Origin of the sequence: Paracoccus sigandri (assembly GCF_003709565.1) — a bacterium.
In the GTDB taxonomy this organism is placed as follows: domain Bacteria; phylum Pseudomonadota; class Alphaproteobacteria; order Rhodobacterales; family Rhodobacteraceae; genus Paracoccus; species Paracoccus siganidrum.
The window spans coordinates 41,330-54,106 of record NZ_QNRC01000005.1 but is presented as its reverse complement, the minus strand read 5'-3'; the positions used below and the strand labels follow the sequence as shown (position 1 = coordinate 54,106).

The 12,777-nt window shown below is 68.8% G+C and carries 9 protein-coding genes; 3 read left to right on the top strand and 6 right to left on the bottom strand.

Annotation, left to right across the window (positions count from 1 at the left end; genetic code table 11):
* Positions 1 to 3 precede the first annotated feature (3 nt).
* The 4 genes from C9E82_RS05675 to C9E82_RS05660 all read right to left on the bottom strand — a co-directional run bounded on the left by C9E82_RS05675 (position 4) and on the right by C9E82_RS05660 (position 4,794).
* Positions 4 to 600 carry a hypothetical protein gene (locus tag C9E82_RS05675; protein ID WP_119897357.1) on the bottom strand — a complete coding sequence of 199 codons (597 nt, stop codon included), beginning with the start codon at positions 598 to 600 and terminating at the stop codon, positions 4 to 6.
* An 11-nt stretch (positions 601 to 611) separates the two neighbouring features.
* Positions 612 to 1,313, bottom strand: coding sequence for a GAD-like domain-containing protein (locus C9E82_RS05670; protein WP_119897358.1), 702 nt, complete (start codon positions 1,311 to 1,313; stop codon positions 612 to 614).
* Between the two features lie 390 nt (positions 1,314 to 1,703).
* The gene (locus C9E82_RS05665; RefSeq protein ID WP_119897359.1) at positions 1,704 to 3,086 is read right to left on the bottom strand and encodes an aldehyde dehydrogenase family protein; all 1,383 of its coding nucleotides are present in this window, start codon (positions 3,084 to 3,086) and stop codon (positions 1,704 to 1,706) included.
* 52 nt (positions 3,087 to 3,138) lie between these two features.
* On the bottom strand, positions 3,139 to 4,794 hold the full coding sequence (locus C9E82_RS05660; RefSeq protein ID WP_119897360.1) for an acetolactate synthase large subunit: 1,656 nt from the start codon (positions 4,792 to 4,794) through the stop codon (positions 3,139 to 3,141).
* Between the two features lie 459 nt (positions 4,795 to 5,253).
* Between C9E82_RS05660 and dapE the strand changes: the two genes are divergently transcribed.
* Genes dapE through rnr form a run of 3 tightly spaced genes read left to right on the top strand, consistent with a single transcriptional unit; the run spans position 5,254 to position 9,095 of the window.
* Positions 5,254 to 6,390, top strand: coding sequence for a succinyl-diaminopimelate desuccinylase (dapE, locus tag C9E82_RS05655; RefSeq protein ID WP_119897362.1), 1,137 nt, complete (start codon positions 5,254 to 5,256; stop codon positions 6,388 to 6,390).
* Positions 6,387 to 6,803, top strand: a complete 417-nt coding sequence (locus C9E82_RS05650; RefSeq protein ID WP_119897363.1) for a GNAT family N-acetyltransferase — start codon at positions 6,387 to 6,389, stop codon at positions 6,801 to 6,803. Before dapE ends, C9E82_RS05650 begins: the two co-directional genes overlap by 4 nt.
* Before the next feature lie 48 nt (positions 6,804 to 6,851).
* A complete protein-coding gene (gene rnr / locus C9E82_RS05645) occupies positions 6,852 to 9,095 on the top strand; it encodes a ribonuclease R (protein ID WP_119897364.1) in 2,244 nt (747 codons plus the stop codon).
* 196 nt (positions 9,096 to 9,291) lie between these two features.
* Here the strand turns inward: rnr and C9E82_RS05640 are convergent, their stop codons facing one another.
* Entirely contained in the window at positions 9,292 to 10,881 is a 1,590-nt protein-coding gene (locus tag C9E82_RS05640; RefSeq protein ID WP_240643473.1) for an HlyD family type I secretion periplasmic adaptor subunit, read from the bottom strand.
* The gene (locus tag C9E82_RS05635; protein WP_119897365.1) at positions 10,878 to 12,629 is read right to left on the bottom strand and encodes a type I secretion system permease/ATPase; all 1,752 of its coding nucleotides are present in this window, start codon (positions 12,627 to 12,629) and stop codon (positions 10,878 to 10,880) included. Before C9E82_RS05635 ends, C9E82_RS05640 begins: the two co-directional genes overlap by 4 nt.
* Positions 12,630 to 12,777: the final 148 nt, after the last annotated feature.

Below are 12,777 nucleotides of genomic sequence, written 5' to 3'. Positions count from 1 at the left end.
GGCTCAATCCGGGGCGTGGCATTCGGGGTCGCGGACCGGGGGCAGGTCCTTCATGATATAGGGCAGCTCGGGAAAATAGCCCGGATCGTTGCGCCAGGCGTGATCGGCCGAGGGCACGCGTTCGCCGCAGGTGCGCACGATGTCGCGCAACCCGCTTCGATCGGGCGCCGAGTGGTCCGAGCCGATCAGCAACAACCCGTTCGGTCCGGTGATGACCTGCAACTGATAGGTGTCGGGTTGCCTGAGCTTTTCATAGGGGATCTCGATCGAGGCCCGCCAGGCGCGGTCCGTCGGCAATTCGACCCATTGCATCTCCAGCCGCCACAGCCCGTCGCGCCCTGCATCCGGCGGGGTCGAGATCAGGTTCGCCGAATGGGTGCGCGGCCATTCGCGATCCGACATGCCCGACGCGGTCATGTAGCTGGGCATCTCACTTGCAGGGGTCTCCAGCCCGAAATGGGTGATGACGACGGGGGTCGAGGCGTAGGAGCCGAAGGACAGGCGCAGCGGTTCGCCGCCGCTTCCGCGCCCGCCCATCGCATGGGCGGGCAGGGTCAGCAGCAGCGCGGCGGCAAGGCAGATTTTCAGCAAGACAGCCATTTCCGTTCCCTTCAAGGCTGGCCAGGCGGCCATGGATCGCCGATCAGCCGCAGATCGGGGTGATCGCGGCGCCAGTCGACCAGAGTGACCGAGCTTTCGCCCAGCACCGCCTCGATCCATTCGCGGGCATCGGCCAGGACGAAGTTCTCGGGGCGTAGATCGGCAACCTTCGGCGGTGCGGGGGTCGAGGCATAGATCATCGGCGGCGCAAGCGCCCCCAACCGGGCGCGCACCCGGTCGAACAGCGGCTCACCCTCTTCGTCATAGGCGTCGGTCATCATGGCGGGCATGTCCAGCAGCCCTTCGACGATCTGTTCATCCGCCGAGGGGGCAAGGCCGGGGTCGACCAGATATGGCGCCTCGATCGCAGTCATCATCGTGTTCAGGTCGACCAGCCCGTGGCGCTGCGACCACAGCGTCATTTGCCCGAAGGCGCCGATGGCGATGGCATGGGTGTCGCCTTCGAAATCGGCATCGCCGGCGAAGAGAAAATCGACCAGCCCCGCGGCAAGGTCAGGGTCGATGATATGCATCCGCCCGTCCTGCCAGGTTCCCAGCCCGTATTCCCGCCAGAAATACAGCAGCGCATCCGGGAGGCGGCCCAGCCAGGCCGTCGGGTCGGGACCCGGTGCGGCGTGCGCCAGCGGACCATGGCGCGCATGCAGCGCCTCGATCTGCGCCACGACCTGAGCGGATATTGCGGGAACGGCCATGGGGTCCTCCTGACCGAGCTATGGCGTGGCGCAGCATGGTTTGCAACATCTGGCCGCAAATCGACAAAAGGGCCGAAGTCGGCGCACATATCCGGGGAAGTGCCGTTCCGAACGTTCCGCTTCAACCAGTCGCGCGACACTCGGCCCCGGCCGTCAGGCAAGCCTTGCCCTGTCGTCCAGCCAACGACCGCCTTCGGATCATTCTCATCGTCGCCATGCCGCGCCACCCCCGGCCCTCTGCGTCGGTGAGCAGGTTGTCTCCGGGCGGTGAACCCATCCACCGCTCACTCGAACGCTGCGGTCTGATGTTCGCCCGGCTCCAGGCTCCGGTCGGCGGAGCCGAAGCCGGGCTCATGACAATCATGGCGGGCCTTCAAAGCGCCCGTGTGATCAACCCCTGCGCATCAGGATCATCTTTTCCTGCACCATGTCGCGCATGGTATAGGGGATGCCGCCGGTGCCATAGCCGGATTCCCGGCGCCCGGCGAAGGGCATCCAGTCGGTCCGGAAGGCGGTGGGATCGTTGATCATCACCGCCGCGGCGTCGAGACGATCCGCCGCGCGCATCGCGATGTCGATATCCTGGGCGAAGATGCTGGCCTGGAAGGCCGTGGGCAGGGCATTGGCGCGCGCGATGGCGTCATCCAGTTCGCCATAGCGATAGAGCGCGACGACGGGGCCGAAGACCTCCTGCGTCGATATCTTCGCGTCGGCTGCAGGATCGAGCAGCACTGCCGGGCGGAGCGTCGTTTCCGAGAGCCGCTCGCCTCCGGTCGCAAGAACGGCGCCGCCACCGACCGCCTCCTCGATCCATGACGCCACCCGGTCGGCCTCGCGCGGCAGGATCAGCGGCCCGACCTCGGTGTCCTTCAGCGTAGGATCGGCTGTGCGCAGCGCCTCGACGCGGGCGACCAGCCTCTGCGTGAAGTCGTCGGCGATGTCGTCATGGACGAAGATCCGCTGCGTCGACACGCAAACCTGTCCGGCATGGTAATAGCCGCCCTTGACGATCAGCTCGACGGCCTTGCCCGGATCGGCGCTGCGGTCGACGATGGCAGGCGCCGCGCCGCCATGTTCCAGCGCCGAACGGGTGCCCGGCGCAAGCTTCGCATGCAGCGACCAGCCGACCCGTGCCGAGCCGATGAAGCTGAGGAAGGCGATGCGCCGGTCGGTGGCCAGGCTTTCGGCCAGATCGTTGTCCCCGGTGATGAAGCTCTGGCACCAGGGCTCGGGCAGGCCGGCCTCGCGGGTCAGCGCCACGAAATCGAGGCAGGACAACGGTGTCGTGATCGCCGGCTTGACGATGACCGGGCAGCCGACCGCGATGGCCGGTGCGACCTGGTGGACGATCAGGTTCAGCGGATGGTTGAAGGCCGAGATCGCCGCGACGATGCCGATCGGTTCCTTGGTGGTGAAGGCCCACCGGCTCTCGGCCGCGGCCGAAAGCCCCATCGGAATTTCCCGGCCGGCGAAGTTGCGCAGCTCCTCGGCGGCGTTGTGGACACCGTCGATGGCGCGGTTGGTCTCGATGATGGCGTCGGGCAGCGGCTTGCCGCCCTCGCGCGCGATCTGCATGGCAAGGTGATCGCGCCTGCCCTCCATCAGCGCGGCCAGCCTGCGCAGGACGGCGATCCGCTGGTGAGGCGGAAGCCAGCCGTCGCGATCCCTGAAGACGCGTTCGGCGGCTTGCAGCTTGCGCTCCAGCGCGGCGGCATCGTCGGTTTCGATCTCTGCCATCGGCTGGCGATCGAAGGCTTGCACGACCTTCAGCATGATCGGTCTCCTTGCGTTTCCGCTGTTCGCGCCCCGGCAGGGCGAGGCGTTTTCATGCGCATTCCACGTCCGGCTTGCGATTGCGCAATTCGTCCACCAGCACGCGGGTATTCTCGGAATAATCGATCGGCACCTCGACCAGATGGACACCGCCGCCCGCGAAGGCGGCTTCCAGTGTCGGCACCAGATCCTCGACCGCGGTGACCCGCGATCCCATCGCACCATAGCTTTCGGCATAGCGCACGAAATCGGGATTGCCGAAGCTCATGCCGAAATCGGGGAAGCCGTCCACGGCCTGTTTCCAGCGGATCATGCCATAGGCGCTGTCGTTCAGGATCACGACGACAAGGTTCAGCCCCAGCCGCACCGCCGTCTCCATCTCCTGCGAGTTCATCATGAAACCGCCATCGCCGCAGACCGCCATGACGCGCTTGCCGGGATAGAGCATCGCCGCCATCATCGCCGAGGGCAGGCCAGCCCCCATCGTCGCCAGCGCATTGTCCAGAAGCAGGGTGTTGGCGACATGGGTGCGGTAGTTGCGGGCGAACCAGATCTTGTACATGCCGTTGTCCAGACAGACGATGCCGTCTTCCGGCATCACCTTGCGGACGTCATGGACGATGCGCTGCGGCGTGACCGGGAAGCGGTCTTCCTCGGCACGGTCGTTGATGCGGGCGAAGATCTTCCGGCGCAGCGCAAGCATCCCCTCGTCGCCGGACAGCCCGCCTTCCAGCCGCGCGCCGAGCGCCTCGACAGAGGCGCCGATATCGCCGATCACCTCGATATCCGGGTGGTAGACCTGCTCGACCGTGGCGGATTGATAGCCGACATGGATCACCTTCGGCCCGCCGGCGCTTTTCATCAGGAAGGGCGGCTTCTCGACCGTGTCGTGGCCGATCGCGACGATCAGGTCGGCGCGCTCCACGGCCTCGTGGACATAGTCGCCCTCGGACAGCGCCGCGGTCCCCATGTAGAGGTTCGAGCCGCCGGTAACCGCACCCTTGCCCATCTGCGTGTTGAAGAACGGCAGGCGGGTGCGCGCCACGAAGCGCGACAGCGGCTCGACCAGCGACGGCCGGTTGCCTGCCGCGCCGACCATCACCAGCGGACGCTGCGCGGCGCGGATCGTCTCGGCCGCAAGGTCGAGCGCCGCCGCGCTGGCCACGGGACGCTCGAGCGCGTGGCGCGGGATGAGAACGTCATTCGCGGTTTCCTCGGCCGCGACATCCTCGGGCAGTTCCAGATGGACCGGGCCGGGCCGCTCTTCCGTCGCGACGCGGAAGGCGTCGCGGACGATCGCCGGAATGCTGCCCGCGCTCACGATCTGCCGCGTCATCTTGGTCAGCGGTTTCATCGAGCCGACGATATCGACGATCTGGAAGCGGGCCTGCTTGGCGTTCATCAACGGTTTCTGCCCGGTGACGAGGATCATCGGCATGGCCCCGAGATGGGCATAGGCGGCACCCGTGGCAAAGTTCAGCGCGCCCGGCCCAAGCGTGGCAAGGCAGACGCCGGGCCTGCCGGTCAGCCGCCCATGCGTCGCCGCCATGAAGGCCGCCGCCTGTTCATGCCGCGTCAGGATCAGCTCGATGCCCGAGTTCCGCAGCGATTCCAGCATATCGAGGTTTTCCTCGCCCGGCACCCCGAAGATGCGCTCCACCCCCTCGTTCTCGAGAGCGGCGACAAACAGGTCAGATCCTTTAGGCATGGTTTCACCCTCCCGCGGTGGCGCTTTGCAGATGCAATCCGATGATGCGCAGAAAACTCCCGTCGCGGCAAATCGCCGATGATGGCGGTGCCGCACGCCATCCCAAGCCATTGCGATTGATGAAGATCATGCCGGTCAGGACCTGCCCGTCATCCACCCTCGACTTGCCATCGCTCGGGAAAGAACCGCAGCCGCTAGCCGATGAAGCGGCCCTGACCCCAGGACCCCGCCGAATGGACAGGCTCGGGAAGCCGCAACGGATGGGCGGGCAGGGGCGTCTTCGCGGCGGACGCGAGGGGGGCTTGTATCGCGGCTCCGGGCTCGGGCGGTCCCGAGGCGCGGGCTTCTCCTTGCAGGACCGGCGGAATGTGGTGCAGTTTCGGCGCTGGACGCTTCCGCTGCCGATCCCGGCCGGCGGCAGGCCGGTCCGCCATGCAATCGAACCTGGGACCTGACCGAATGACCGACGCCGCCGACCTGACCGCCCGCCTGATCCGCTGCCCCTCGGTCACGCCCGAGGAAGGCGGCGCGCTGGTCCTGCTGGGCGACATGCTGGCGGCCGCGGGCTTCGAGCTGCATCGCGTGGACCGGAACGGCACGCCCAACCTGTTCGCGCGCTGGGGGGCGAAGGGGGCGCGCTCCTTCGGCTTCAACGGCCATACCGATGTCGTGCCGCCGGGCGACCTGGGCTCGTGGACGCATCCGCCTTTTTCCGGCCATGTCGAGGGCGGGCTGATCTGGGGCCGGGGCGCCACCGACATGAAGTCGGGCGTCGCGGCCTTTGCCGCCGCCGCCATCGATTTCGTCACCGAGACGCCGCCCGACGGCGCGGTGATCCTGGCCATCACCGGCGATGAGGAGGGGCTGGGCCGCGACGGCACGCTGGCGCTGCTGGACTGGATGGAGGCCGAGGGCGAGCGGATGGATGTCTGCATCGTCGGCGAGCCCTCGAATCCCGAGCTGATGGGCGAGATGATGAAGATCGGGCGGCGCGGCTCGATCACCTTCCGCATCGTGGCGAAGGGGGTGCAGGGCCATGCCGCCTATCCGCACCGGGCGAAGAACCCGCTGCATGCGCTGACCCGCTATCTGGCGGCGCTGATCGCCGCGCCGCTGGACGAAGGGACGGCGCATTTCGACCCCAGCGGGCTGCAGATCACCTCGATCGATTGCGGCAACCCGGCCTCGAACGTCATTCCCGAACGGGCGACGGCGGTGGTCAATATCCGCTTCAACGACCTGCATGACGGCGACAGCCTGACCCGCGACCTGACTGCGCGGGCCGAGGCCGTCAGCGCCGAGACCGGGGTCGGGATCACCCTGACCCCCGAACTGTCGGGCGACGCCTTCCTGACCCAACCCGGCCCCTTCGTCGACCTGGTCCGCGACGTGGTGGCCGCCGAGACCGGGATCGTGCCGGTCCTGTCGACCAGCGGCGGCACCTCGGACGCGCGTTTCGTCAAGAACCACTGCCCGGTGGTGGAATTCGGGCTGGTCGGCCATTTCATGCACCAGGTTGACGAGCGCGTGCCGGTCGAGCAGGTCCACCAGCTGAAGCGGATCTATCGGCGCATTCTGGAAAGGTATTTCGCATGAGGATCGAACTGGCCGCCGACATCGAACCCTGCCGCGCCCTGCGCCGGGCCGTCTTCATCGAGGAACAGGGCATCGCCGAGGCGGATGAATGGGACGGCCTGGACGATCAGGCGATCCATATCCTGGCCTGGCAGGAAGGCGCGCCGACCGGCACCGCGCGGATCCTGGTCGACGGCGCCGTCGGCAAGATCGGCCGCGTCTGCGTGCTGCGCCGGGCGCGCGGCACCGGCCTGGGCGCGGCGCTGATCCGGGCTTCGCTGGACGTGCTGCGGGCGCGTCCCGGCGTGACCCATGCGAAGCTGGGGGCGCAGGTCCACGCCATCGGTTTCTACGAAAGGCTGGGCTTTTCGCCGGTGGGCGAGGTCTATGACGATGCCGGCATTCCCCATCGCGACATGCTGCGCGAACTCTAGGCCGCGCTGCCGCGTTCGGTCCCATTCCCCTTTTCACAGGTTGACCCCATGACCCAGATTCCCAGCAAGCAACAGATCATGGATTGGGTCGCCGAACATCCCGACGCCAATTCGAAACGCGACATCGCCAAGGCCTTCGGCATCAAGGGCGCGGCCCGGATCGAGCTGAAGCGGCTGCTGAAGGAGCTGGAGGCCGAGGGTCAGCTGGAACGCCGCCGCCGCCACTATCGCGACGCCGAGGCCCTGCCGCCGGTCACGGTGCTGGAACTGCTGGCCCCCGACGGCTCGGGCGATCTGTTCGCGCGGCCCCTGGAATGGAGCGGCGAGGGGCCGGTGCCGCGCATCCTCTATGCCCCGCGCGAAACCGACCCGGCGCTTGGCCGGGGTGATCGTTTCCTGGGCCGGCTGGTCGAGGTCCATGGCGAGGATCACCAGTATCAGGCCCGGCTGATCCGCCGCATCACCGCCACGCCGAACCGCATCACCGGCATCTTCCGCAAGGAGACCGAGGGCGGCCGGATCCTGCCCATCGACAAGGGCCAGGACCGCGAATGGCGGGTGCGCGCGGATGCGACGCTGGGGGCGCAGAACGGCGAGCTGGTGCAGGCCGAACAGGCCGGGCCGAAGGGGCGGCTGGGCCTGCCGCTGGCGCGGATCGTGGAACGGCTGGGCGACCCTTCCGCGCCGCGCGCGGTCAGCCTGATCGCCATCCACCAGCACGGCATCCCCGACGAATTCCCCGCCGCCGTCATCACCGAAGCCGAGGCGGCGAAGCCCGCCGGCATGAAGGGGCGCGAGGATCTGCGCGACCTGCCGCTGGTCACCATCGACCCCTCGGATGCGCGCGACCGCGACGATGCGGTCGCGGCCTTCATCGAGGAGGACGGCGGCGCCACCATCTGGGTGGCCATCGCCGATGTCGCCCATTACGTCCGCCCCGGCTCGGCGCTGGACCGCGAGGCGTGGAATCGCGGCAACTCGACCTATTTCCCCGACCGGGTGGTGCCGATGCTGCCCGAGGCGCTGTCGGCCGATCTCTGCTCGCTGCACGAGGGCGTGGACCGGGCGGTGATCGCCGTCAGGATGCGGCTGGACGCGCAGGGCAACAAGGTCAGCCACAATTTCCATCGCGGCATGATGAACAGCCGCGCCTCGCTGGCCTACGCGCAGGCGCAGGCGGCGGCGGACGGCAATCCCGACGCGGCGACCGCGCCGCTGATCGACACGGTGATCCGGCCGCTGTGGCACGCCTATGGCCTGCTGGCCGAGGCGCGGCGGCGCCGCCAGCCGCTGGATCTGGACCTGCCGGAACGCCGGATCGAGCTGACCCCGGACGGCCGCGTCAAGTCGGTGAATTTCCGCGAACGGCTGGACGCGCACCGGCTGATCGAGGAATTCATGGTGCTGGCCAATGTCGCCGCCGCCGAGGAACTGGACCAGCGCCGCCGCCCGCTGCTCTATCGCGTCCACGAGGAGCCCAGCCTCGACAAGATCGACGCGCTGCGCGAGGTGGCGCAGGCCTCGGGCTTCACGCTGGCCAAGGGGCAGGTGCTGCAGACCAGCCACCTGAACCGGCTGCTGGCCCAGGCCGAGGGCACCGATTTCGACGAGCTGATCAACATCTCGACCCTGCGTTCGATGACGCAGGCCTATTACCACCCGGAAAATTTCGGCCATTTCGGCCTGGCGCTGCGCAGCTATGCGCATTTCACCTCGCCCATCCGGCGCTATTCCGACCTGATCGTGCACCGGGCGCTGATCTCGGGCCATGGCTGGGGCAAGGACGGCCTGTCGGTCGAGGATTCCGAGCGGCTGACGGAAACCGCGACCCATATCAGCGAGACCGAGCGCCGCAGCATGGCCGCCGAACGCGACACGGTGGACCGCTACCTGGCCGCCTATCTGGCCGATCGCGTCGGCACCGAGATGGCGGGCCGGATCAGCGGCATCCAGCGCTTCGGCGCCTTCGTCAAGCTGGACGAGACCGGCGCCGACGGGCTGCTGCCGATCCGCGACCTGGGGCACGAATATTTCCATTTCGACCCGGATGCGCAGATGCTGATCGGCGCCGATACCGGGCTGGAGATCGGCATCGGCCAGCGCGTCACCGTGCGCCTGTCCGAGGCGATCCCGATGACCGGCGGGCTGACGCTGGAGCTGATCGAGCTTGAGGGCCGCCCCATGCCGCGCGGTCCCGGCAAGGGCAAGCGCGGCCGCGCCCCGCGCCGCATGTCGGTGAAATCGCGCCTGTCCGAGATCAAGCGCGCCGCCAAGCGCCGCCGCAAGCACTGACCGCGCCGGCCGCCGGAGGCGACGGGTGCGTCCGCCGCCGATCCCGCACCGTGATGCTGCGGAAGCGATGACCACGGCGGCCGCGGGACCTGGCGATGGTGGTCGCCGCCCAGGCATGATCCGCTTCGATGCGCTTGGCCGGACCCCCGGTCGAACCCGCAAGGGAAATCGCGCGCGTCGGGGTTCCTTCGCCGCTCTACTGCTCGCGGAAGGCGCGGCTGAAATAATCGGTCAGCGGCTTCATCAGATAGGCGATCGGGCTGCGCTCGCCGGTCTGGATATAGACCTCGACCGGCATGCCGGGGATCAGGGCCAGATCGCCCAGCTTCTGCAACTGCTCGGGCGGGATCGTCACCTCGGCGCGGTAATAGGGCATGTGCGTCGCCTCGTCGACCAGCGCATCCGGCGAGATCCGCATCAGCTGGCCGTCGATCTCGGGCGTGGTGCGCGAGGAAAAGGCCGAGAAGCGCAGCACGACCGGCTGGCCGACCTGGATCTCGTCGATATTGATCGTGGCGACGCGGGCGCCGATGACCAGCGGCCGGTCCTGCGGCACGATATGCAGCAGCGGATCGGCGGGCCGGATGACCGAGCGCGGGGTCGTCACCTGCAGGTTGTAGATCACCCCCGACACGGGCGCCCGGATCTCCAGCCGGCTGATCTGCTCGCTGAGGCTGCGGCGGCGTTCGGCCAGTTCCAGCTCGCGATAGCCCAGGTCGCGCAGCTGCGTCTCGGCGTCTTCGCGCCGTTCGGCATTCAGGCGCAGGCGCTGGACGTCCAGCTCGGTCTGGCGGGTTTCGGCCGAGGCGCGGTTGGCCTGCAATTCGCCGACCTGGCCGTCGAGCCGCGCCGCCTCGCGCTGCAGGGCCAGCACGCGCGAGGCCTGCGCCAAGCCGCGCGACAGCAGCGTTTCCTGGTCCGTCAGCTCCTTGCCGATCAGCTCGCGCTGCAGCGCCAGGGCCGCGATCTGCGCGTCGATGCCGGTGATCTGCGAGCTGACCTGCTCGGACTGCTTCTGCAACTGCTCCAGCGATTGCTCCAGCGTGTCGCGGCGCGTCTCGAACAGGCTGCGCTGGCCCTCGACCAGGGCCGCAAGATCGGGGTCGTTTTCCGAGGTCTTCACCAACTCCTCGGGGAAGGTGATGTCGGGGGAATCGGCGCGTTCGGCCTCCAGCCGGCCGCGGCGTGCGAGGATCTCGAAATACTGGCTTTCGACGATGGCCAGTTCCGTGGACAGCAGCGCCCCGTCCAGGCGGACCAGGGGCTGGCCGGCCTCGACCTGCTGGCCGTCGGTGACCAGGATCGCCTCGACCACCCCGCCGTCGGGATGCTGGACGACCTGCCTTTGCTGCTCGACCTCGACCTGGCCCTGCGCGACCACCGCGCCCGAGATGCGGCTCTGCCAGGCCCACAGGCCGAAGCCGCCCAGCAGGACCAGGATGGAGAACACGCCGAACAGGACCGGGCCACGCACCGGCCAGCGCGCGGCGTCGGGCGTCGGGATCGGCGGCGGGGGCGGCAGCGGATCGGCGGGCGGCACCGCCCCGGTCCGCATCGCCGCGGTGCGCGAGGGCTGGGCCGCCGGCTGCCGGGCCCCGCCCGGCGGCGACCGCCGCGGCTGGCCGGCGGGTTGGCTGGCAGATGGGCCGGCCGGCGGGGGCGCAGGTTGGCCGGCGGGTTGCGGCGCGGCAACCGGCCCGGCGCCATGCGCGGGATCGGCGGGATGGCGATGCCGCAGGGGCAGCGGCTCTTCCTTCGGGGGTTGCTTGGGGCTGTCGCTGTTCATGTCACGCCTCCGGCGCGGCCGCTTTCCTGCGCCTTGATGATCTCGGCCGAGTTCTGGACCATCTGCCGAAGCACCTCGTCGCGCGGTCCGAAGGCGCGGCGCATCCCGTGTTCCATCACCAGAAGGACCTCGCATTCGTTGATCGCGGCGGGGCGGTGGGCCATGATGATGACCGCGCCGCCCTGCGCCTTGACCCGGCGGATCGCCTGGTTCAGCGCCTCGGAACCCTGGTTGTCCAGGTTCGAGTTCGGCTCGTCCAGGACCAGCAGGACCGGGTCGGGATAGAGCGCGCGGGCCAGGCCGATGCGCTGGATCTGGCCGCCCGACAGCCGCCCGCCGGTCTGGCTGATGCGGGTGTCGTAGCCCTGCGGCAGGTCCAGGATCATCTGATGCGCCGCCGCCCCCCGCGCGGCGCGGACCACCCGTTCGGGGTCGGGATTGGGCGACAGCCGGGCGATGTTCTCGGCGATGGTGCCGTCGAACAGCGTCACCTGCTGCGGCAGATAGCCGATCAGGTTGCCCAGCACGTCGGGGTGATACTGGTCCAGCGTCGCGCCGCCCAGCCGGATCGAGCCCGCGCCCACCGGCCAGGCGCCGATCAGCGCCCGCGCCAGCGTGGACTTGCCGGCGCCCGAGGGCCCGATCACCCCCAGCGCCTGGCCCGGCAGCACGTCGAAGCTGAGGCCGCGCAGGATCGCGGTGTTCTGGCCCGGCGGCGCGACGGTCAGCTGGCGCACCTCGACATGGGCCTCGGGGCGGGGCAGGGCGGTGCGCTGAATCTCGGCCGGCTGGCGGCTGAGCAGGCGCGACAGGCGTTCCCAGCCGTCCTGCGCGCCCTGCACCAGCGCCCATCCGCCGACCAGCTGGTCGATCGGCGCCAAGGCCCGGCCCATCATGATCGAGCTGGCGATCATCGCGCCGGGCGTCAGTTCCTGGCGCAGCACCAGCCAGGCGCCGGCGGCCAGCATCGCGCTTTGCAGAAACAGCCGGAAGGACTTGGAAAAGACCGTGAAGCCCGAGGACAGGTCGCCCCCGTGCACGGCATGGGCCTGCGCATCGGCCCGCGCCTTGCGCCAGCGGGCATGGGTGGCGCTGCGCATCCCCAGCGCGCCGATCACCTCGCCCTCGTCGCGATAGAGGTCGGCCATGCGCTGCGCGGCCGCATTGGCCTGCATGGATTGCTGCAGCGGATGGCGCGACAGGCGGCGGTTCAGGATCGTGGCCACCACCAGGATCGCGCCGCCGATCGTGGCGACGACGCCCAGAAGCGGATGGAAGATATAGACGGCGGCCAGGAAGACCGGCGCCCAGGGCAAATCGAAGATCGCCAGCAACACCGGCGAGGCGATGAAGCGCTGCACCGAATCGAGGTCGCGCATCCCGCTGGCGGTCGCCGCGGCCTCGTTGCCGCTGGGGGCGCCCTCGCGCAGCGCCGCCAGGAAGACCCGCCCCTCGATCCGGTCCTGGAAGCGGGCGGCGATTCGCTGGGTGACGCGGTTGCGGGCGAAATCGACGATGCCCATCAGCAAAAACAGGAAGACCACCAGCACGAACAGCGCGGTCAGCGTCTCGACCGAGCGCGAGGCCAGCACGCGGTCATAGACCTGCAGCATGAACAGCGGCCCGGTCAGCATCAGCAGGTTGACCACCGCCGAGAATGCGCCGACCGCCAGGAACAGCGGCAGGCCCGTGGCGCGGGCCGCACGCAATTCGCGTGCTCCATCGCCTGCAAACGGCGCGTTGCTCATTACCAATTCACCTTCCCAAAATCCGCCGAGACGCAGTTGCCGGGCTTGCCGCCCCCTGGCGGCACCATTATTCCCGTTTCAGCCCTGCATGCCAGCCCGTTGCCGCCCTTCAGATACACGCCAGTCGTAATGCGGAAAAGTTAGGAAT